General features: G+C 44.9%; 22 protein-coding genes and 2 pseudogenes. 10 read left to right on the plus strand and 14 right to left on the minus strand.

Annotation, left to right across the window (positions count from 1 at the left end; genetic code table 11):
- Window positions 1-46 precede the first annotated feature (46 nt).
- The 4 genes from N5C46_RS10880 to N5C46_RS10895 all read left to right on the plus strand — a co-directional run bounded on the left by N5C46_RS10880 (window position 47) and on the right by N5C46_RS10895 (window position 3,180).
- Window positions 47-1,921, plus strand: a complete 1,875-nt coding sequence (locus N5C46_RS10880) for a cytochrome c oxidase subunit I (protein WP_261752337.1) — start codon at window positions 47-49, stop codon at window positions 1,919-1,921.
- Window positions 1,918-2,502, plus strand: a complete 585-nt coding sequence (locus N5C46_RS10885) for a cytochrome c oxidase subunit 3 (protein WP_261752097.1) — start codon at window positions 1,918-1,920, stop codon at window positions 2,500-2,502. Before N5C46_RS10880 ends, N5C46_RS10885 begins: the two co-directional genes overlap by 4 nt.
- A 2-nt stretch (window positions 2,503-2,504) precedes the next feature.
- A complete protein-coding gene (locus tag N5C46_RS10890; RefSeq protein ID WP_261752098.1) occupies window positions 2,505-2,768 on the plus strand; it encodes a hypothetical protein in 264 nt (87 codons plus the stop codon).
- A gap of 175 nt (window positions 2,769-2,943) precedes the next feature.
- Entirely contained in the window at window positions 2,944-3,180 is a 237-nt protein-coding gene (locus N5C46_RS10895) for a hypothetical protein (protein ID WP_261752099.1), read from the plus strand.
- Window positions 3,181-3,330: 150 nt separating this feature from the next.
- On the opposite strand, the pseudogene N5C46_RS23255 reads toward N5C46_RS10895, so the two are convergent.
- Window positions 3,331-3,576: pseudogene (locus N5C46_RS23255) on the minus strand (KGG domain-containing protein); the annotation flags it as partial.
- Window positions 3,577-3,707: 131 nt separating this feature from the next.
- Window positions 3,708-3,920, minus strand: a pseudogene (locus tag N5C46_RS10905) (KGG domain-containing protein); the annotation flags it as partial.
- A 210-nt stretch (window positions 3,921-4,130) separates the two neighbouring features.
- On the opposite strand from N5C46_RS10905, the gene N5C46_RS10910 reads away from it, so the two are divergent.
- A complete protein-coding gene (locus N5C46_RS10910) occupies window positions 4,131-5,324 on the plus strand; it encodes an MFS transporter (protein ID WP_261752100.1) in 1,194 nt (397 codons plus the stop codon).
- A gap of 173 nt (window positions 5,325-5,497) precedes the next feature.
- Here the strand turns inward: N5C46_RS10910 and N5C46_RS10915 are convergent, their stop codons facing one another.
- The 6 genes from N5C46_RS10915 to cidR all read right to left on the minus strand — a co-directional run bounded on the left by N5C46_RS10915 (window position 5,498) and on the right by cidR (window position 9,453).
- Window positions 5,498-6,292: a DUF2711 domain-containing protein gene (locus N5C46_RS10915; protein ID WP_261752101.1), complete on the minus strand. Its 795-nt coding sequence runs from the start codon at window positions 6,290-6,292 to the stop codon at window positions 5,498-5,500.
- Between the two features lie 108 nt (window positions 6,293-6,400).
- Window positions 6,401-6,841 (minus strand): GNAT family N-acetyltransferase, encoded by a 441-nt coding sequence (locus N5C46_RS10920; RefSeq protein ID WP_261752102.1) that lies wholly within the window; start codon window positions 6,839-6,841, stop codon window positions 6,401-6,403.
- Between the two features lie 12 nt (window positions 6,842-6,853).
- Window positions 6,854-7,066 carry a hypothetical protein gene (locus N5C46_RS10925; RefSeq protein WP_261752103.1) on the minus strand — a complete coding sequence of 71 codons (213 nt, stop codon included), beginning with the start codon at window positions 7,064-7,066 and terminating at the stop codon, window positions 6,854-6,856.
- Between the two features lie 396 nt (window positions 7,067-7,462).
- Window positions 7,463-7,837 carry a hypothetical protein gene (locus N5C46_RS10930; protein ID WP_261752104.1) on the minus strand — a complete coding sequence of 125 codons (375 nt, stop codon included), beginning with the start codon at window positions 7,835-7,837 and terminating at the stop codon, window positions 7,463-7,465.
- Window positions 7,834-8,370 (minus strand): acyl-CoA thioesterase, encoded by a 537-nt coding sequence (locus N5C46_RS10935; RefSeq protein WP_034761531.1) that lies wholly within the window; start codon window positions 8,368-8,370, stop codon window positions 7,834-7,836. Before N5C46_RS10935 ends, N5C46_RS10930 begins: the two co-directional genes overlap by 4 nt.
- 189 nt (window positions 8,371-8,559) lie before the next feature.
- A complete protein-coding gene (cidR, locus tag N5C46_RS10940) occupies window positions 8,560-9,453 on the minus strand; it encodes a cidABC operon transcriptional activator CidR (RefSeq protein ID WP_261752105.1) in 894 nt (297 codons plus the stop codon).
- A gap of 391 nt (window positions 9,454-9,844) precedes the next feature.
- Between cidR and N5C46_RS10945 the strand changes: the two genes are divergently transcribed.
- Entirely contained in the window at window positions 9,845-11,005 is a 1,161-nt protein-coding gene (locus N5C46_RS10945; RefSeq protein WP_261749904.1) for an IS256 family transposase, read from the plus strand.
- Between the two features lie 313 nt (window positions 11,006-11,318).
- Here the strand turns inward: N5C46_RS10945 and N5C46_RS10950 are convergent, their stop codons facing one another.
- From N5C46_RS10950 to N5C46_RS10965, 4 genes are read right to left on the minus strand one after another with little or no spacing between them, the layout of a single operon-like run.
- A complete protein-coding gene (locus N5C46_RS10950) occupies window positions 11,319-12,197 on the minus strand; it encodes a GNAT family N-acetyltransferase (RefSeq protein ID WP_261752106.1) in 879 nt (292 codons plus the stop codon).
- 6 nt (window positions 12,198-12,203) lie between these two features.
- On the minus strand, window positions 12,204-12,500 hold the full coding sequence (locus tag N5C46_RS10955) for an RNA polymerase alpha subunit C-terminal domain-containing protein (RefSeq protein ID WP_261752107.1): 297 nt from the start codon (window positions 12,498-12,500) through the stop codon (window positions 12,204-12,206).
- Entirely contained in the window at window positions 12,497-12,790 is a 294-nt protein-coding gene (locus tag N5C46_RS10960; RefSeq protein ID WP_261752108.1) for a hypothetical protein, read from the minus strand. Before N5C46_RS10960 ends, N5C46_RS10955 begins: the two co-directional genes overlap by 4 nt.
- On the minus strand, window positions 12,787-12,984 hold the full coding sequence (locus N5C46_RS10965; protein WP_261752109.1) for a hypothetical protein: 198 nt from the start codon (window positions 12,982-12,984) through the stop codon (window positions 12,787-12,789). The genes N5C46_RS10960 and N5C46_RS10965 overlap by 4 nt, the downstream gene beginning before the upstream one ends.
- A 98-nt stretch (window positions 12,985-13,082) precedes the next feature.
- Here N5C46_RS10965 and N5C46_RS10970 point away from each other — a divergent pair, with 98 nt between their 5' ends.
- Both N5C46_RS10970 and N5C46_RS10975 read left to right on the plus strand, forming a co-directional pair.
- Complete coding sequence (locus N5C46_RS10970) at window positions 13,083-13,988, plus strand: WD40/YVTN/BNR-like repeat-containing protein (RefSeq protein WP_261752110.1); 906 nt, start codon at window positions 13,083-13,085, stop codon at window positions 13,986-13,988.
- Window positions 13,978-14,820: a hypothetical protein gene (locus tag N5C46_RS10975; protein ID WP_261752111.1), complete on the plus strand. Its 843-nt coding sequence runs from the start codon at window positions 13,978-13,980 to the stop codon at window positions 14,818-14,820. Before N5C46_RS10970 ends, N5C46_RS10975 begins: the two co-directional genes overlap by 11 nt.
- A gap of 92 nt (window positions 14,821-14,912) precedes the next feature.
- Here N5C46_RS10975 and N5C46_RS10980 read toward each other — a convergent pair whose 3' ends face one another.
- Both N5C46_RS10980 and N5C46_RS10985 read right to left on the minus strand, forming a co-directional pair.
- Window positions 14,913-15,887 carry a class F sortase gene (locus tag N5C46_RS10980; RefSeq protein WP_261752112.1) on the minus strand — a complete coding sequence of 325 codons (975 nt, stop codon included), beginning with the start codon at window positions 15,885-15,887 and terminating at the stop codon, window positions 14,913-14,915.
- Window positions 15,888-15,950: 63 nt separating this feature from the next.
- Entirely contained in the window at window positions 15,951-17,294 is a 1,344-nt protein-coding gene (locus tag N5C46_RS10985; RefSeq protein ID WP_261752113.1) for a copper amine oxidase, read from the minus strand.
- Between the two features lie 526 nt (window positions 17,295-17,820).
- Between N5C46_RS10985 and N5C46_RS10990 the strand changes: the two genes are divergently transcribed.
- A complete protein-coding gene (locus tag N5C46_RS10990; protein WP_261752114.1) occupies window positions 17,821-18,828 on the plus strand; it encodes an ATP-grasp domain-containing protein in 1,008 nt (335 codons plus the stop codon).
- Window positions 18,825-20,528 (plus strand): methyl-accepting chemotaxis protein, encoded by a 1,704-nt coding sequence (locus tag N5C46_RS10995; RefSeq protein WP_261752115.1) that lies wholly within the window; start codon window positions 18,825-18,827, stop codon window positions 20,526-20,528. Before N5C46_RS10990 ends, N5C46_RS10995 begins: the two co-directional genes overlap by 4 nt.
- The last annotated feature ends 507 nt before the right edge of the window (window positions 20,529-21,035 follow it).

Consider the following 21,035-nt stretch of genomic DNA (forward strand, 5'->3'; position numbering starts at 1 on the left):
CGTATTCCCCTCTGATATCGTTGCGGCAGACATCTCGATCATCCTCATGGCCGTGGCTGCCCTGTTCTTGTTGACCCGTTATAAAAAGTGGAAGTGGGCCTGGGACTGGGCAACCTCCACTCACCATCATAAAGTCGGCATCTTATATCTTGCGGCAGGAGGGGCCTTCTTCCTTCGAGGTGGTCTGGATGCCCTGATCATACGGCTTCAGCTCGCCCTTCCCGAGAATCAATTCTGGGTCTTCCAGGGTGAAAAGTATAACCAAATGATGACCACACACGGAACGACGATGATCTTCTTCGTCGCCATGCCGTTATTGATCGGGCTGATGAATGTCGCCGTTCCCCTTCAAATCGGTGCCCGGGACTTGGCGTTCCCCCACCTCAACTTGTTGAGCTTTTGGCTGTTCCTTGTCGGAGGGGCATTGGTCAATATCAGCTTCGTGCTCGGTGGATCCCCTTCCGCAGGCTGGACGGGCTATGCCCCCTTAAGCCTTGATGTGTATACCCCGGGTCCCGGTCTCGACTATTATGCCATCGGAATCCAGATCGCCGGTGCCGGGACGATCATGTCCGCCATTAACTTCCTGGTGACAATCATTCGCAAACGGGCCCCGGGGCTTACTTTTATGAGAATGCCATTATTTACGTGGTCCTCCTTCGTGACATCGATCCTGATTTTATTCGCCTTTCCCGCCCTGACCGTCGCCCTGTTACTCATGACGATGGACCGGGTGTATGGAACGGCTTTTCTGACGGGGACTGAGGGAAACCCCATCATATGGCAGCACTTATTCTGGATCTTCGGTCACCCGGAAGTATATATTTTGATTTTGCCGGCTTTCGGCATCTTTTCCGATGTGATCACGACCTTTTCAAGACGTAATCTGTTTGCCTATCCGGCCATGGTGTTTGCCCTCGTCCTGATAGGGTTTCTCGGATTCATGGTGTGGATCCATCACATGTTCACTGTGGGGCTCGGGCCGATCTCAAATGCCATTTTTGCCCTCTCCACCATGTCGATTGCGGTTCCGACGGGTATTAAAGTATTCAACTGGCTCTTCACGCTGCGGGGAGGGGTCATACGATTTAAGACCGCCATGTTATTTTCACTGGCGTTCATCCCTACCTTCCTCATTGGCGGTGCGACGGGTGTCATGCTTTCATCGGCCCCTGCCGATTATCAGTACCACGACAGTTACTTTGTCGTCGGACATTTTCACTATGTCATCGTTGGCGGGACCGTCCTCGGGATCTTTGCAGGAGTGTATTATTGGTGGCCGAAAATGTTCGGCTTCCTGCTCAATGAAGTATTGGGAAAATGGCATTTCTGGCTTTTCACCATCGGCTTTCATGTCACCTTTTTCCCCATGCATCTCATGGGATTGAACGGGATGCCCCGCCGTGTGTTTACGTATTTAAAAAGCGACGGATTAGGAACATTGAATCTCATCAGCACAATCGGAGCCTTTCTCATGGCACTGGCTGTGATGATCTTTCTCTGGAATATTTTCTGGAGTTACCGGAACGGAAAGCGTGATCTCACCGGTGACCCATGGGAGGGACGGACCCTTGAATGGTCAATTCCATCACCGCCGCCACTGGGCAATTTCATCAAGCGTCCCCTTGTCACCACGATCGATCAGCTTTGGTATGAAAAGCAGGAAGGGGATGGAACCATTCGAACGGCAGAGGAAGAAGACATCATTTTCGTATCGAATCCTGCGGCACAGCCGCTGATGCTTGCAGGATCCCTGTTCGTCTCTTCCTTTGGCTTCATCTTTGGTTTCCCACCCCTGCAATGGTTCGGTTTTGCCAGTGTAATCGGAATGCTGACGCTCCGCTCCTTCACGGCCGGACGCACATGGACGCCTTATACGCCTGATGAACTGCGGGCAGAAAGGAGGAAAAGTTCCCAATGAGTCAACACGCTTTCGAAATCGAACAACAGCAGGACAAGAAGCTTGCCATGTGGTTCTTTATCGCGGCGGAGGTCGTCATCTTCGCCTCCCTGTTCGGGGTGTACTTAACCCTTAAATCCCATCTATCCGACGGTCCATCCAGTGAAGAAATGCTGGAATTGAAGAGTGTCGTGATCTCGACGGTCCTTCTTCTATCAAGCAGCTTCACCATCTATGCCTGTGTCAGCTCGAGTGAAAAGGGAAAAACGAAGCAAACGCTCCTTCTATTACTACTGACCCTTCTCCTCGGAGCCGTCTTTCTGATAATGGAAGCAAGGGAGTTTTTCCACTACTATGAAAAAGGATTTGAACTGGACACGAGTCCATTCCTATCCTCCTTTTACCTATTGGTCGGGACACATGGCATGCATGTCCTGGCAGGGGTCATCTGGATGGGAATCTTACTCATACACTTCGGAGTGAAAGGGGTTTGCCGGGAAACATCCTCAAGACTCTCGGTGTTCTCCCTTTATTGGCACTTCGTGGATATAGTATGGGTCTTGATCTTCACCCTCGTCTATCTGTTTGGAAAGGTGGGATAAACGTGAAAAAAGCTGCTTTCTTCTTCCTTTATATCATCGTGATCGGTTCCGCCATCGGGGGATATGTACTTGTAGAATACAGCAGGGAGCAACTTGATCGTTCCACCCTTCTCCTCCTGCTCTTATCCCTTGCCATTTTATCCATCTGCCTGCAGCTGACAGTATTGATGAAAACGAAAGCATCCCTGACAAAGTGGAAATGGCTTTCTCTATCGAGCGGCCTGCTTGTCGGCGGGCTGACTTTCCTTTATTTAGTTCTTTTATAATAAAAATTGAGGGGGCAGATTTGCTCCCTTTTTCATTTCATCCCCATTACATTCCCGATAGTTTAAACATATATGTAAAACACAACTTTTCTCCCTTCCCCCTCTCTTTTACTCATGTTAAAATAAGCCAAAATCAGACAAATAATCTTCCCTTTTCTGAAAGGAGATGTAGAGAATGTCAGAAAATAATGAGCTGTACACCATTTTACGGACACTGGAGACCTATTCCCAATGTGACATCACCCATTCATTTTCTGAACATGATACTGACCTATTGAAGGTTTCTTATTCCCATGAATCCAAAGTCTTTGTCGTCACACAACATGACTCTGTGGAAACCTATCCGGACCTATCGTCCGCTTTAGCCAGGTTAGAATCATTATTAGACGATTTGAAAAGCCTTGCTCGATAAAAAACATACGATCACAAAAAAAAAGACCCGTCGCGTCTATCGATCGACAGGTCTTCTTTCATTTCAGGAAATCATCCGGTGCTAGTTATTGTTATTTGAGTTGTTTGAGCGGCTGGAGTTGCTTGAGTTACCCGAGTTGCTTGAATTACTTGAGTTACTGGACTGACTTCCGCCCTTCGCTCCGATTTCCTGATAAAACTTCTTATCGTGATTCTCGGACGTCGCTTCTCCGCCTTTTTCACCAATCTCCTGGTAGAATTCCTTGTCATGATTCTTCGCTGTTTGTTCCCCGCCTTTACGGCCGGCTTCTTCGTAGCTCATTTTGTTGTTGTTGCTATTGTTGTTATTGTTGTTGCTGTTATTGTTACCACTATTGTTGTTATTGTTGTTTGCCATAATAAAATCCTCCTTAAAGTTAGTACCGTTTATATTCATGAAATCACCAAGGACTCAGATTCTAGTTATTTGCTGCTGTTTGAATTATTCGAGCTGTTTGAGCTGTTTGAATTACCCGAGTTGCTGTTGCTTGAGTTGCTGGACTGACTTCCGCCTTTTGCTCCGATTTCCTGATAAAATTTCTTATCATGATTATCTGAAGTGGCTTCTCCACCTTTTTCACCAATCTCCTGGTAGAATTCCTTGTCATGGTTCTTCGCTGTCTGTTCCCCGCCTTTGCGGCCGGCTTCTTCGTAGCTCATTTTCCCGTTGTTACTGTTGCTGTTGTTGTTACTGTTTGACATAAATAAAATCCTCCTTATGTTTGGTTAAATGGTGTTGTACGATTGTACATTGGTTATATACCTCGTGAAACGAAAGATAAACAGATTTGGGGGTTTTTAACATTTATGTAATTTGATTTATACTTTTGGGGCATAGTTCCTTTTATTAGAAGTGCTTCCCACGTAGGTGTATGATGAAGTTACACGAATTGAACGAAGGAGTCTTGTAATATGGAATACATCAAGCGGGGAACATCTGCTTTCAAGAATGCAAACCTGGCTTTGTTTGCAGGAGGATTCAGTACGTTCGCGATTCTGTGGGGGACGCAGCCCCTGCTTCCTGAGATCGCCCGTGAGTTCAATGTCTCCCCGGCCACATCGAGTCTCACCCAATCGTCCACCACCATTGCCCTCGCGATCAGTCTGCTGATTGCGGGATCGTTATCGGATGTGTACGGCCGGAAATCCGTGATGACCTTCTCATTACTGGCCTCTTCTATCCTGGCCATCTGTACGGGATTTGCATCAGGCTTCCATATGCTCGTCATTGGCCGGATCCTCCAAGGGATTACCCTTGCAGGGCTTCCCGCCGTCGCCATGGCTTATCTTGGTGAAGAAATCGAAGCGAAAAGTCTCGGGATGGCCATGGGATTGTACATCAGCGGGAACTCCATCGGGGGCATGTCCGGACGGATCATCAGCGGCATCCTGACCGATTATTTCAGCTGGCAAATTGCCCTGATGGGAATCGGGGTCATCAGCCTGCTTTCAAGCATCATTTTCATGGTCCTGCTTCCAAAGTCTGCCCATTTTGAGCCCCAGAATTTTAAGCTCACGTCCCTGGCAGGCTCCCTGTTCAGTCAGTTTAAGGTTCCGGGACTCACATACCTGTTCATCATTGGATTTCTCTTGATGGGCGGCTTCGTTTCCCTTTACAATTACATCGGATTCGAGCTGATCGCACCACCCTACTCACTCAGTCAGACCGTCGTCGGCTTCATCTTCATCGTCTACATCGTCGGCACGTTCAGCTCCACGTGGATGGGAATGCTCGCCGATCAATTTGGAAAAAAGAAAATCCTGCCCTTGTCGCTCGTCATCATGTTAGCAGGCGTCGTGACGACCCTGCACCCGAATCTATGGGTGAAAATCATCGGAATCGCCGTCTTTACATACGGTTTCTTCGCAGGACACTCGATCGCCAGCAGCTGGGTAGGACGATTAGCCGTGCATGATAAAGCACAGGCGTCGGCACTCTATCTGTCTGCTTATTATGCCGGATCCAGTGTGGGAGGTACTGTCAGTGGAAGCTTCTATCATCAGTGGGATTGGGCAGGTGTCGTGGCGATGATTGTTGTTCTTTCCGTTGTGTCGATCGGGATATCATTTAAGTTGAGGAGAAGGGACCCAGTGCGAGCTATATAAAAGAGGACTTGCGATGAAGTCCTCTTTGTTAACCCAATCCATAATTGTTTCATCTCCACACACCCTATCTTCCAAATAACTCCGGCAGCTGAATCCCCAGATCGAACAAAACGCTCGTCACAAGTAGGATTAGTACCGGGATGATACATAGAATCAATAACAGAGACCACGCTTTATTCGCATGGCCCTCCCTTTTTTTCTTCCGATATAGTTCTTGGATCCGCTTCTGCTTTTCGTTTGTCATATTTCCACCTTTCCACAGCACCTTCCTTGAGACTCCAATAGATCTCAGTCTCTTCATCGCAGAAGAACCCTTCCAGATCAGCTGATTCAACGATTCTCTTTATCATTTTCCTTTCACCGCATATCATGGAAAAATGACTGTCCCAATGAGTGGTCACAAGAATTTTTTGATCGTGTGTGAAGAGATTTCGACAGTCCCGGTGAAGGATGATACCATCATCGTTTATGACATCGTCCATGTATTCAAGCTTTCTTTCTGTGCAAAACTCATCTCCGCACCATATCCATTCATAGCCTTCTTTTTCCATGGCACGAAGTACATCCTCGATGACAAGCTCAGGTAAAAGCCCCTCTGAAGGAAACACAATCTTTTTCTCCTCGCATATGTGGATGATACGGTTGGCCAGAGTTTTATTTTCATATTTCTTATTAAGTCCAAGGATGATACTCCTAAGTCCGATATCAACCTCTGCCAAATTCGATAATCCGGATATGTCGAGAAACTCGTTCCACGTCATTTTTTCACAAGTATTCACAATCTCCCTTTTCCCTGGGTAGGTATCTGGATTAAATAGTTCAAAGTCGATGCTAAGAGGTTTAATAAATGGATGGAAGAAGATGAATACCTCTTCAAATGCATCTCTATAGAACTCTTTAATCGGTATGTCAGCATCTGCACACACCGCATATAGATGTGGTTTGGGTAATACTCTTACCTTAGACATGCACTCCCTCTCCTTCCTATATAATTTCCTTTTCCAATCCGACAAGAGATTGTAACACCAGGAACGTTAAGAGCAGGATAAAAATCGATACAAGTCCCAAATCTCTTCTCATGTCCGTCTCCATTCATACTGAATATCCGGCAGATTCTCCTCATTTTCGTGACCTCTGCCGATCACCACAAACCCGTTCTTTTCATAAAACCTTTGGGCGTTCTCATTCACTTCAAAGGTATAAAGAGTCAAACTTCCCCTGGACTTCGCTTTCACTTTATCCAGCAACATCTGACCGATTCCGAATCCTTGATAATCAACGTGAATGTAAAGCTGATTGATTTCCGTTCCATTATACGCGGCCATCCCAACGACTTTTCCGTCTATCAATGCCAAATCAATTTCAAACTCTTCAGGCAGGATTTGGGTTAAAAAGTAGATGTGGCTTTCCACACTATGCTTTTCCTTCTGTCCAATGGCTCTTTCTTTGCTTTCCCTCCACATAGCCACCGTTTCTTCGGCATACTTCGGGGCAAAGGGAATGATATCTGCTTTCATCCAAGCACCTCCTCAGGAGTCCTTCGTGTATTGAAAAGCAAGGGTTGATAATAGGAATGACAAGGCGATGAGGATTGGCGTTACAATAAACAGCATCGCCATATCGGTTTTAAAGTTCCACGGCACGAAAGCCTCCCACAAGAAAGCCGTCCCTTTCCATAACACGATAAATATGAACAGCGTGAACACAAGGTAAATGAGCCTTTTCACCATTCGTTTCTTCACGGTCCACCTCAACCCTTCTTTTTATCTTTTAAAATCGTAAAAATCAAAAAGGAGATCAAGATTAAAAAGACAACCCCGACCCCGCTCAGGATATCGATGATGTCATTCATAATCATTTTAATCGAACCCTCCACACCTTTTTTCTAATTATTTCAAAAAATGGAATCCTTCTCAATCCTTTTTTTGAAGCAAAAAACCTCAATCGATGTAACTGGAGAATTATATGAGTTATGACGAGCTCCGGCTAAGTGCTTCCCAGCAGAAACCATTCAGGAAATGGTGAATGTGTGAAAAAAAGGGGTGATTTGGAGATGATCATGGCTATTTTTAACGAAATTTATAGCCCCATCAAAAAGCAAAAGCCGGAAGACTCCCCTCTTCCGGCTTCACTCTCCATTACTTTATGATCGTGGATCCCTGCAGCAGTTCCGGCTTCGCGCCAAGGATCAATAAGAATAATTTCGAGTCACTGATTTGTCTGTGCTTTTTCATGATGTCTTTCAGCTGAACGATATTTGGGTGTGCCTTCAGTTTCTGTACCTCGTCCTGATAGAGTGAGAGGATAGACTCCCGGACAAACTGTGGTTCGTAATCCGGCAGCTCTTTGTCACGGAGTAAGGACCCCATGTAGCCATACTTCAGCTGAAGTTGCCGGGTCAGGCTTGTGACGTGGACGAGCTGCTCATTCAGTTCAGGGTAATCCTGTTTCAGGGCTTCTACATCTTTTTTCGCTTCGTGCAGTTCATTCATTCCTGCTACCATCAAGCTCATGATGCCTCCCCTCCCATGTTCCAAGGTTTCTCGAGTCCAATGATGTCATTCAGGATCTTACTCTGCTTGCGGCGGACCCTTCTTCTTTCCGCACGTTCTTTTCCTGATTCGAACAGGAATCTTTCTTCTTCTGTTTCTGGTACGATTTCCGGTACCTTGACGGGATTTTTATTTTCATCAAGTGCAACAAAGGTTAGGAAAGCGGTCGCTGCCATTCGTCTTTCACCTGTGATCATATCTTCGGCAATCACTTTGCAGAAGATTTCCATCGATTTATTCCCCACATAGGAAACGAAAGATTCGACGCAAACGGAATCGCTTTGATGGATCGGATACAGGAAGTCGATGGAATCCGTTGACGCCGTCACACATTCCTTCACCCGTGCATGACGTCTGGCGGATAGCGTCGCATTATTATCAAGCTTCTTCATCAAAACCCCACCGAACAGGGTATTGTAGTTGTTTAAATCATTGATCATGACCTGGTCCGTACTGACGACCAGACTCTCTTTCGGATGCTTCTTATTTGGCATGAAGAACAAGTCCCTTCTGTTTGTGTACTGGTATTTCAAACGTTTGATACCCAAAGTGTACGCCCCGAATCAGGATAAGTGAAATGAATGTTCCTTATCATCAGCATAGATGCTGTCTATGCAACGGCTTACAATCGGATGGTATCAATCTCCATTTTTCCTAAATGAGGGCAAAAAAAAGAGCATTCCTCAGTCGGAAATGCCCCCCATTAATCGTTCCTGGGTAAAGGTGAGCCACTCTTTCGTGGCATACGATAAGTATTGATTTTTCCTCCAAATGATGGCGAGGTCCCATTCGATGACAGGTTTAACGACCCGGATGGATACCAAATCCTCCTTCAACTGTTCATAGACGCTATAAGGCAGGATTGAAATCCCAAGCTTAGCCTCGATCATTTTACCGATAAAATCCCATTGAGAGCTTTCTGATACCACTTTCGGAAGAAATCCAGCTTCTTTACACGCCTCACGGATCCGGTCATTCAACGCGAAGTCCTTGTTAAAAAGAATGAGCTGTTCATCCTCGAGCTCCATTAATTTCACCTGCTTCCTGCCCGCTAACCGGTGCGTCCTTGGCACCACAACCCGGAGTTCTTCCCTCATAAAGGAAAAATGATGAAAATCCTCCTCAGCGGCAGGCAGCACCCCGACGCCGACATCAAGTTGATCGGCAAGAATATCCTCTTCAATCCGCTTCGTCCCGTTCTCGATCAGCTGGAACGTGATGCCCGGATAGAGCGCATGGAATTCCCCCAGAACCTTGATGAACTGCCCCGCATCCATGATCGGCGGCAAACCGATGCGGATATGCCCCCGCTGCAACCCGATCAGGTCATCAAGCTCATGCTGGACATTCTCGAACGCCTTATCGATCGTCTGAGCCTGGGTCAAAATCGCCCGCCCCGCGTCCGTCAGCACAAGCTGCTTCCGGGAACGGTCGAACAGCTCAACTCCTAGCTCATCCTCCAAGTTCCGGATCATCTTACTGATCGTCGGCTGCGTCACAAACAGGTGATCCGCCGCACGGGTGAAACTTTTGAATCTCGTTACTTCTATAAAATATTTTAAGTGTCTGATGTCCACTTGAGCACCTTCTTTTCTGATATCCATTCCTTTATAATCATAACAAACTCATTATAAATGTTAAGGACGGGGAATTGATTGAGGAGCAAACTTTGACTAGTTATCTTCATACTTGAGATACTTTTCATCGCAATCTATTGAATAGAAGAACCAGCCAAAGGAAAATAAGCGGAGTTTTTCCGCTTACTTTCAGAATCAACCTTGTTTTTGGGGTGAATAAGCGGAGTTATTCCGCTTACGCACAGAAAAATCACCTATTTTTTCACTTTGAATCTTAATAGGCGGAATTATTCGATTAAGTCCATATAATTGTGTAAAAAGAAAGAGTCATTTTATTCCTTCTTGTCAACACTGTTTTCAACGACGATAAACAATGAGAAGAGGAATAAAGATGACTCAATTACAGTTTAACCTAGATTTGGATTCTTTAAAAGAAGCAGTAATAAATTCTAACATCGAAACGGTGGTTCGCTCAGCCATCGTCCTTGTATTAAATGAATACATGGAAAGGGAGAGAGACCAGTACCTACAAGCAGCTTCCTACGAACGATCTACTGATCGTTTAGATTATCGTAACGGATACTATGAGCGTGATTTCACGATGAGTGTTGGGAAGATCAAATTGAAGGTACCACGCACCCGTAATGGAGATTTTTCTCCTTCCATATTTGAAAAGTACTCACGTTGTGATCAAGCTTTTGTTCTTTCGATGCTTGAAATGGTGATCAATGGTGTTTCTACCCGTAAGGTTACTCATATTGTGGAACAGCTTTGTGGTGAAACAGTTTCAAAATCATTCGTTTCTTCCCTGACTCAAAAATTAGATCCTATCATTAATGATTGGGCTAAGAGACCTCTGAACGGAACTTATTTTCCATTTATATTTGTAGATGCCATGTATATAAAAGTTCGCGAACACCATCGTGTCGTTTCAAAAGCCGTCTACATTGCGACAGCTCTTACTGAGAAAAATAATCGTGAGATTTTAGGATTAATGGTCGATCATGTCGAGAGCTACGAAAGTTGGAGTAGGTTCTTTCAACAGCTGAAATCGCGCGGTTTACAGTCACCTAAGCTTGTGATTTCAGATGCCCATAAGGGCCTACAAAAAGCCGTTCTCCGTGAATTTATTGGAACCAGTTGGCAGAGGTGTAATGTACATTTCAAACGAAATATTATTAACCAACTCCCTAAGAAAGATTCCAAAGAAATTAGAACGATGATTAAGCGGGTATTTGAAGCCGTCAAAATCGAAGATATGAGGAACTTTAAAGAAGAACTGATGAGTCAGTTTAGCGAGAATAAAAAATATGAAAAAGCGTTGGCCATCTTAGATGAAGGCTTTGAAGATACCATACAGTACATGGAGCACCCAGAGGAAATTCGACCACACATTCGTAGTACAAACAGTTTGGAACGCTTAAACCAAGAGGTTCGAAGAAGAGAAAAGGTCATACGGATTTTCCCTAATACGCAGTCAGCTTTTCGGTTGGTTGGGGCAGTATTATTTCATTACCAAGAGACCAATTATTCAAAAAGAAAATTCTTTTAAAAGCCCTAAGCATTTTTGAATGAAACTTCCCATTCGAATGGTGTCATAGCCAGGGCAGGCTGTCAAAGTGAGGAGCCTTTGACAGCCTGCCCTGGCTATGAATAAATTAATTATGGAAGTTTCGCAAAAAAATGTTGAATGGAATACCTATATTCAATTTACAGTTAAGAAAGACAAGTATGGAATTTACACAATATAAAGGACTTGACTAATTATTCCGTCTATTTCAGGCATTTTCACCTAGTAATGGCTAAATAGGCGGAGTTTTTCCGTCTATTTGTCGGCTCTGGTGCTTAACCTGATCAATGTTTCCCTACTCTTTCTTCCAAACATACCTCTTCCCGACCAGTTCAAAACCCGCCGATTCATACAGTCTATTCGGTGCAGGGAATTTTTCCGGCATGCCTGTATACACCGTCGCTTGAGTGGCTCCCAATTCTTTCGCGGCAATAAGTGATGCTCGTAACAAAGCTTTACTTATCCCTCTCCCCCTGTACTCAGGAAAACAGGCGACCGCCTCAATCGTCACCAGCTCATTCCTTTTATCATATCGCCCACTGCATAACGCGACAATCTGGTCATCAGGACCCGTCACGACCAAATCCAACTCTTTTCTGTAGGTGGATGTTTCATAGAAACGCTCAAACATCGTCTGATTGAATAATAGACCGTAACATAGTTTATAAGCCTGAAAGACTTCTTCATGCTCCTGAAGATCAGGGACGGACCTGACCTCATAGCCCTTAGCCAGCCCGAGTCCATCTACCGTTTGGCTAAGATCGAAATCCCTTCTTACCCAGTATTCCTCTGACTTGAGGAATACCCTCTTTGACAGAACTTCTTCAAAATCTGAGTCACCGTCATAAACCTCCCATTCCATCTCAGGAAAACTGTTTTCCCCCACCTCCACCATTTCGTCAAAAATGAATCGGTTATCGGCAGCTACATAGAAGGCCCCTTCTTCAAGAACCCCGACTAATCGATCGCCATTAAACCAAAGGTGTACTTTCTCCAGTACTTCATCAATCGTCTTAACCTGATCTCCCAATCCACATGAAAGGGCAGTTTGAAATTCAAATAGTGTGAGATTATGATCAAACCTCGTCTCATAGTTACCGTACTCTTTTTCCAGGAACTCTCGAATTTCGTCATAATCTTGTATACCTTCGTACTGTCTATGTATGACCGCCATATTCCCTCACCCCTCTCCTTTAAACCCCAATCCTATCTCCCCAAGCGCCTTCTTAAGCTTCGGAATCGACGACGGCCCCATTCCGTGAAATGCCAGAACCTCCTTCTCACTGAACCCAGCCAGTTCTTCAAGCGTCGTGATCCCGTTATTCGCCAACGCTCTTCTCGCCGGGCTTGAGAGCACAGATTGAAATCCTGTGTCAGGTTTCCGTTCTTTTTCACATACTGGACAGGTCGGACAATCACTTTTTTTCACAAAGGTATGTCCGTTGTCACATATCTTCACGTTTTCCTTGAAAGTCATGCTGCCACTCCTTTCTTCTCTCGCATCAGTGTCAACGCATTTACTAGAATCGTGACGATGATCAGCACGGCAGAAGCGAACGCGACGGCTCCCGATGTATCCATGAGCGCCGACCAGTCCCCGATTTTGACCAGATGATGGTGATAGAAAATCTGGAAGGAAAGAGACAGGGCGCACGCTCCCATGCTCATGACGGCAAGGCTGAGTTGATTTTTTCTAAATGTTACGAACGGAAGTGTCCACGCCAGAAGCCCAAGCAGCAGGCTGCCGACATTCAGCCAAACGATCATGCCATTTCCCCCTCTTTTACCTTATTCCTTGATCTCCACAACCATGAAGTTAATAGGAGAACTACCCCAGCACACGTTGCAATCAGATGGTACCCAAGAAGATCTCCCGTTTTTATATATACAATCGCAAGCGTCCCACCAAAGATGATCATAATGGAAAACGACAAGCGTATGAGATACGTATTTATTTTCACATAATCCCCTCCTCCCCTTCATTATTCCAAAATATGTTAACCTATTCAATCCTTTCCTCATGGTAAAATAGAAAATATAACCAAAGGAGTCTGGTAATGTGAAATACATCATGATCGGGACGGCTTGTCTGATGGTCATCGGGATCATCGCAGGCACGTACTTTTTTGAAAAAGAACCTAAAGTAAGTCAACCGGAGACGGCGGAAATACGTGATCCCGGTCCCCCTCCACTTCAATCGGTGGATGAAACGGCACCTGTAGGGTATTCGCTCCAACAGGATCAGCTGCAGATCACCTACAACCATGGAGAGAAGTGGATTCAAGTACCTGTAGAAAAGGAGAATTTATTCCAAGGGGAGTATGCCGGGAGTGAGGATGAGCTGATACCGGATAGCTATATCCTGACAGAAGATCTTACTGCCTTCTTATATGCACGTGATTATTCCGTCGATAAAAGCGTCCAATTGCTTTTTTCAAAGGACAAAGGAAAGACATGGGAAGATGCCAAAGTCACACCCGCTTCTCCGCCCATCCGTTTCAGGAAGGTCGGCTTCCTCAATGAATCCTTCGGCTATGTGATTCTTTCTGCCGACCGGACGATGTCACAGGAAATGATCACGGTCTACTTATCCGAAGACGGCGGGAAGACGTGGAAAGAGATGCCGCGTCCTGACATCACCCGGCTCATCTATGACGGGGGCTTTGTCGACGAAGACACCGGTTTCCTCTCCTTCGGCATCCTTAACCCGGAAGAACCGGACCTGCATGTCACACAGGACGGGGGGAAATCGTGGAGCAAGGCAACGATGGAGATCCCGGATCAGTATAAAAGGATTTTTGTCATAGCGGAAATACCTTTCAAAGAAGAAGATCACCTGGCCGTCTACGTCAATCAAGGTACGAACGGTGACTATGAAGGCGGAAAAGTAAAAGGGAAATTCATCTCAGATGATCAGGGAAGGACCTGGGCATTCCAGGAGGAGGTCCGGCCAGATGAAGACTAAGAAACTAACCGGACGGATACTTTTCATCTTATCCATCGCACTGTTCATTTTCCAGATGGGGTACCTCTTCCTTCACACATCATATGAATTGGAATACATCGATCATCGCCTATTCTATGCATTCAATATACTGATTGTGGCGGGCATGGTCGTTTCTATCTTCCTCCTCTTTACCATTCCAAAAGCGTGGAAGATCGTCTCATACGTGACAGCAGGTATTCTTATCCTCCTTCAAGGGGGACTCATCCTGAACCATGGTCAGCAAACGAAGCAGATTGTAAGCTTTTCACCAGATATGAAAAATCAGTTCGTTTTAAAAGAAGACAGAAATACGGGGGAAGCCGTATATTACAGAACCTATTACCGGATCTTCGCCCGTCCTAAAGAAGTCCTTCCCTACAAAACACAAGGGGAATTCAAGCTGAAGTGGCTTGAAAATGACATTGCGGCATTGACCTATCGTGCCTCTGACAACAGCCTCCATCAGTATATCGGTACATACGGCGCAAGGGATTCGGGCATTTCCTATTCCTATGTGGGACCGACGATTCAAGGTCAGTGGGAAGGAAACGGTGCAAGAATCGACAGCAGGCCAGAAGGAATCTCCGTCAACTACAACGGAAAATCCGGTCAATATAATTGGGACAATGTCGTCCAATTCGGCACCATCGCCATCGTCCTGATGCATGATGGGGAAGCGGAATGGACCATCGCGTTGAATGAAAATTTCGAAAGCCACTCCAATGATCCTAAACCTCCTTCAGGGGAGATTACCTTATATCAAGCCAGTACGGAATCTGTAAAGCCGGTCAGGCTTATGTTTGTGAAATAAAAAAGGCAGCCGTGATCGTTTCGACGATCACGGCTGCCTTTAATCTTTTTAGTATTACGTTCTGCCTCTCCAGGGGGTATCCCTGCAAGTGCTTAATCCACCTCTACCTTGTCAGACGGAGCGGATTCCTTATCCTCGATATTCACCGTGGTGATGTAATACGAATCCCCCTGTTCGGCTTCCTCATCGAAGAAACTCTTCCGCTCATGTGCAGAAATACTTGCGATATGTTTGTACTCTTTCGCATCCGCGTCCTTTTTATAGACTCTATATCCCATGACCGTATCACTTTTTACCGAATGCCATGAAACCGACCCTGTGTCTACCTGCACGGTCGTTGGAGGTTCTGGAGCCTTCGCTTCATTGACGTTCGTTTCAGAAATGAGTTCTGTATATACGACAAGCCGGTCCGGATAAAGGTGCTTGTCATGATTGAACGTTCCTGTGCACGTAATCACATTCAGGTTGCGTTTATCCGATGGTCCGAAGATTTTCTCGATCGGCGCTTCATCACTCGGATAGCTTTCCTTCGACTTCACTTCATAGGTTCGTTTCATCCCCTGTTCATCTGTCACGATGACCTTTTCCCCTATTTCGATGTTCTTGAGATAAAAGAAGATGGCCGGTCCTTTTTTACTGTCGACATGACCTGCAAGAACGGCATTTCCCTTGGCTCCGACCTTTACACCGCGATCGTACCAGCCGACGACATCCGTTTCTTCTGGCACTTCCATTTCCCCGTTCTCAAGAAGTCCGACTGGGATGACGTTCGTATCGATGTCCATGCTCGGGATCTGGACACGGGAAGGCGTAATTCCTTCTTCTTGAACCTTTACCTGCTCTTCAAGCTCTGTTTTCTTCTTCTTTAAAGAGTCAAGAAGAACAAATTCTTCTTCCTTGTGGGCGGTACCCACCCCGCTTTTGGCTTTTTCTTTTTTCACTGTTGGTTTCTCCACTGATTGAGCGGTGCCGGTTTCTTTCTCCGGTCCGTTTTTGGCAATGGCCTGAAAGCTGACTGCCCCGATCATCAGGACTGCGATCAGGATGATAAGCATTCGTTTCTTCATCGTATTCCCTCCACTTAAGAGAAGAGAGAAGAGCAGGATCCCGCTCTTCTCATGGCTCTATGATTATTGTTGATCCGCAAACTTCTTCTTAATGATGATTCCACCTGCCATCATTGCTACCGCTACAAATGTGATCCAGGCAGCCATTGGCATTCCCTCATCGGCTGCTCCACCCATTCCGGTGTTTGGCATTTGTTCCGGCATGTCACTTGAGGCAAACTTCTCAGGGTTTTGCTTCACAATCGCATCTCCAAGAGCTTTCCCTACACCGAACATGAACGCATATCCTTCACGGAATGTATCGGTGCTTGCTTTATAGTCTTCTGCTACATAGGAGTCGAACGCTTTCACGACTTGATCTTCATGTGTTTTAAGAGAAGAGATGGCTGCGTCTTTCGGAAGATTTCCTTCTGTTGCCGTTGCAAGGAATGTACCGAATTCTTCCGTGAACATACCGAGGCTGTCTTTCGCTGCCTTCACGCCTTCATCGTCACCAGCTAATGTCGCGCTCACAAGGTCTGCCTGCGCATTGATGTGCTCACTTGTCCATAATTTCTTGAATTGTGCCGCACCTTCTTCACCATAAATGGATCCGATCGCTTTCGTCCAAGCTTCTGTGTTCATATCTTCTACCCAAGTCGCTGTATCATAATCAGGCGCTTCGTTGACACCCTTTTGCATACTCATCGCTGCCAGCGCAAAGTGTTCTGCAGCCAGATTATTGAGTGTAGAGCGTAATTCCGCTGCCGGAGCATCTACTTTCGTGTTATTGAATTTATCCGGCATCTGCGTCACGATCGCTCCGGATAATGCTTTTGAGATATCGAACATTCTGTCGTACCCTTCTTTGAAGTTCGTTTGATATCCTTTGTAGTCCTCTTCTACATAGCTGTCAAATGCTTCGATGACATCCATTTCATGGGCTGTTAAAACTTCTTTCGCTGCCGCTTCTGGAAGATTTCCTTCTGTTGCAGTTGAAAGGAAGCTTGAGAATTCATTAACGAAATCCTTTACTTCGGCTTCAGCTGCTTTTCTCATTTCCGCGTCGTCTGATTTTGCTGCTTCCACAAAATCCGGTGAATACTCATTATGCCCCGCAAAGATCTCTTCGAATTTCTGAGCCCCTTCTTTACCATAAATCGACTCAATCGCCGGTGTCATATCCAGTGCATTTTGATTAAGTGCTTCATAAGCCTCTTTCTCATCCGGTGCGTCTTTGTAATCCTTCACCATGGCGTTGACCGCTAATACATAGTGTTCAGATAGTAATTGATCCAGTGTAGAACGAAGATCGGAAGCCGGCGTCACCGCTGTCGGTGTTTCTGCCGCAAAACTTGCCGTTGGAGCTAGTAGAGATAATCCTAACATCGGTGCTGCAATTTTCTTAAGTAATTTTGTTTTTTTCATTATTTGTAATCTCCTTTTTCGTTTTGTTTTTTGTATTCTGGTAAGATAACGTAGGAGATTTTGAAATGGATCACTTTTTTTTAAAAAAACTTTTCACCGGTATGTAATGTAAAATACGATAGTTTACATTTTTAAAAGAAGAACCTTGAATTTCAGACAATTCATTAAAAAAACCAAACATGCAATAAAGAACAAACCCCCTCTTTTCACCATTATATTTGGTATCCATACCTGCCTTACCACTTGTCCCACCTACCCCATGAACAAAGAACTTTCCAGCTACAGACCCGCTAAACCCGTTCTCAATAACACATCTTCATTACTGGAATTTTCGGAATACGGTAATCCTTATTAACATACCAACCTTAAGACCGATAACTACTATATAAAATAGGAGGTGTTTTTTATTATTATTTTAGAAAACCAAATTGTTTCACCTTTATTATTAAAGACTGCGATTGATTTAAAGCTCCCAATCTACTACGATACGGACGGGCGACATCCGATAATCCATGAAGAGGATAAGGTGCTGACCAATTCTGAAAGTTGCTTGACCGTTTTGGAAAAAGAGGCTCCTTCCCATCCTTTCTCCACCGCATCCAAGCTGGTGAAGAACAAAGCCGGTTTCCGCCAATTCTTATCAAGTGTATACCCAGACTATTACTTCCGCCTCATCTCCCTTGAAGACCTACTTCATTTGAACAAGGAAGAAATCCCTTTTCCGGTGGTCATTAAACCGAATAAAGGATACTCAAGTATCGGTGTATATATAATCGAAACGGAACAAGAGTGGGACCAAGCTGTGGAAAGCTTATATGCAGACCTGATTCTCACAAAAAATACATATTCAAATGCGGTTGTTGACGGAGAAGAAATCATCATTGAAGAATGGATTGATGGAGACGAATATGCCGTGGATTGTTATGTCACTCCATCCGGTAAGCCAGTGGTCCTGAACATTCTTAAAAGGACGTTCATGAATAACCGGGACACATCAGACAGGATTTACTTCACGTCGAAACAAGTAATCAACGAGATCAAGGAAGAAATCGAGACCTTCCTCCACATGCTAAGTGAGCGAATGGATGTAAAGAACTTCCCTTTCCACCTCGAAGTGAGAAAGAGCCGGAAAGGGATCAGAGCCATCGAACTAAATCCACTACGATTTGCAGGAGCGGGAACGACCGACTTGAGTCATCACGCATTCGGAATCAATGGAGCGGAACATTATTTTCAAGATAAAGAACCCGAATGGGAAGACCTTTTGGCACAGAAAGGAAATGAGGTCTACGGCTTCTTCTGTGCAGAGATCCCTTTGGAGATCAGTAAGCATTTTATTGAATCCATCGATCATGAAGGACTTATGAATAAATTCAGCCACGTCATTGAGTACCGGGCCATTCAGGCATCCAATGACCGGACTTTTGCCGTAATCTTCTTCCAGACGGCTGATCTGGATGAATTGCAATCGTTATTGCATCTGGATTTATCCACTTTCATCACGTTAGTTCAAACAGAGGAGACGGCCGTATGATGAAGAATTTATTCAATCCTAAAAAATCGATTCAAGCACAACTATTCTTAAGTTTCATTATCCCCTTTTTCATTTTAGGCGCACTTATCTTTTTATTTATACGATTCTTGACGGGGTACATTTTTGATGAGCATGTATTGCCACAATTTGATCAGTTGTTGACGATAAATGGAGAAAATTTGGCTAGGTCCATCGACGAAACAATCGTGAATGAAATCATCCTAAATGAGGATCAAAGCAACGGGGCCATTGGAAGTGAGTTAGACCAGTTTATTGAAGGCAGAGAAGGCATTGAGTATGTGTATGTCCTCACACAAAAGAATGGAAAAGATTTCATCGTAGGACTGAACGACAGCCCTGACACAATGGTCGAATCCCCCTTCACCGATGATCAGGCAAAGGCATTCACCAACCGGGAACCAGTTCTTTCATCGATTTATTCCGATGAGTGGGGAATGCATAAATCATATTTCGTCCCGCTTGAAGGAACGAATGCCATTGTCGGTATCGACATGAGTGCTCAATTTATTTCTGACTTAAAACGGAATATCACTATATTCCAGTCCATATTCATCGGGGTCGCTGTTCTCCTCGGCGCAATCTTATCGTACATCATCGGCAGACGGATGAAGAAAAACTTTGAACAGCTTCTTTCTTCTATGAATAAGGTCACCAATGGCGACTTAACGGAAAGCATCACCATTGATCGAGCAGACGAAATCGGCACACTTGCCCTTCGTTATGAAGAAATGAGAACGAGCCTGAAACAGGTGATCCACCATGTAAAGGGCAACGCCAACCAGATCAATGATACAAGTGCCGTGCTCGTAACAGCCTTTGATGAGTTGGCAGACGGCTCCAATCAAATTGCCATCGGAACTAGCGAAGAAGCCAATGCCAGCGAAAGCCGTTCTGTCCATATTGATCAAATATCTAATGGAACGACTCTCATGTCCGACAAAATCACCAGCGTCGCCAATCAAACAAAACAAATTGACCAATTCACACGAAACACCGGTCAAATCGCCAAAGAAGGAACCGGAAAAATCAAGAAAATCCAAGACCAAATGAACAAAATCAGATCCAACGGGGAAATCAATTCCACTAAATTGACTCAACTTGATGGAAAGATTTCTCAAATCAACCGGGACATCGGCCTTATTAAAGATGTAGCAGATCAAACAAATTTGCTTTCCCTCAATGCTTCCATAGAGGCTGCGCGTGCAGGAGAAGCTGGAAAAGGATTCTCCATCGTTGCTCAAGAAGTACAAAAATTGGCGAGCCTTACCGACGAAAATGTCAAAACCATCAATGCAGTACTGAAAGACATCACAGACCAGACTAATGAAATGTTGCACGCTAATAAAGAAATCAACACAGATATCAAAGAGGGTGCTGACCTTGTGGCAACAAGCGGTGAACTGTTCCAACAGATTTTCCAGGCTGTTGATTCCCTGACTGCTCAAGTAGCTGCCATGGTAGAAAATGTGGCGGACATACAAGGCACATCCCAACAGACAGTCGAATCCATCCATGAAGTAGCCGCCATTTCCGAAGAAGGTGTCGCCACCATCCAGGAAATCTCAGCCGCCTCTCAACAACAGCACACCACCGTCAACATGTTACGCAATCAAAATCAGGAACTGAAAGAAATGGCAGATTCCTTAAAGAAACTCGTCCAGAATTACAAACTGTCCTAATGAAGACAGAAAGCTCCCGGCAGACTTAGTGCTGCCGGGAGCTTTTGTGTTATTGAGCCTGCTCGACTACATCAATGATTGTTTTTTTTTGCTTAATATATCGACGACTTCTCTCTTCTTGTCCTCACATACTTAATCAGACTCGTAGTGTACATTGTCAGGAGAAATATTCCTACAAATCCATAAAGAAGAAAAGAAACCTTCCGTCCATCCATCCAACTTTGATATGCATGGATGAAACAGGGAAAGGACATTTAAAACTCAAATACACGTTGCCACGAGGTTATCCTCTTCCCTTTCACTACCTTTCAATATTCCTTATCTTCACCATTTGGAACGCCGTGAATGAACATGTCAAAATGGCGGTGAGTGAGAATAAAAACGGATTGTTTAAAAACTCCTGATTTCCACTTACTATAAACACAGCAATCCCCCAATACATAACGATTGCCAGAATTCGATTCACCTTTTCAGATTTAAACACAAGTTCTCAGCTCCTCCTACAAG

Origin of the sequence: Rossellomorea vietnamensis (assembly GCF_025398035.1) — a bacterium.
Taxonomy (GTDB): Bacteria; Bacillota; Bacilli; order Bacillales; family Bacillaceae_B; genus Rossellomorea; species Rossellomorea vietnamensis_B.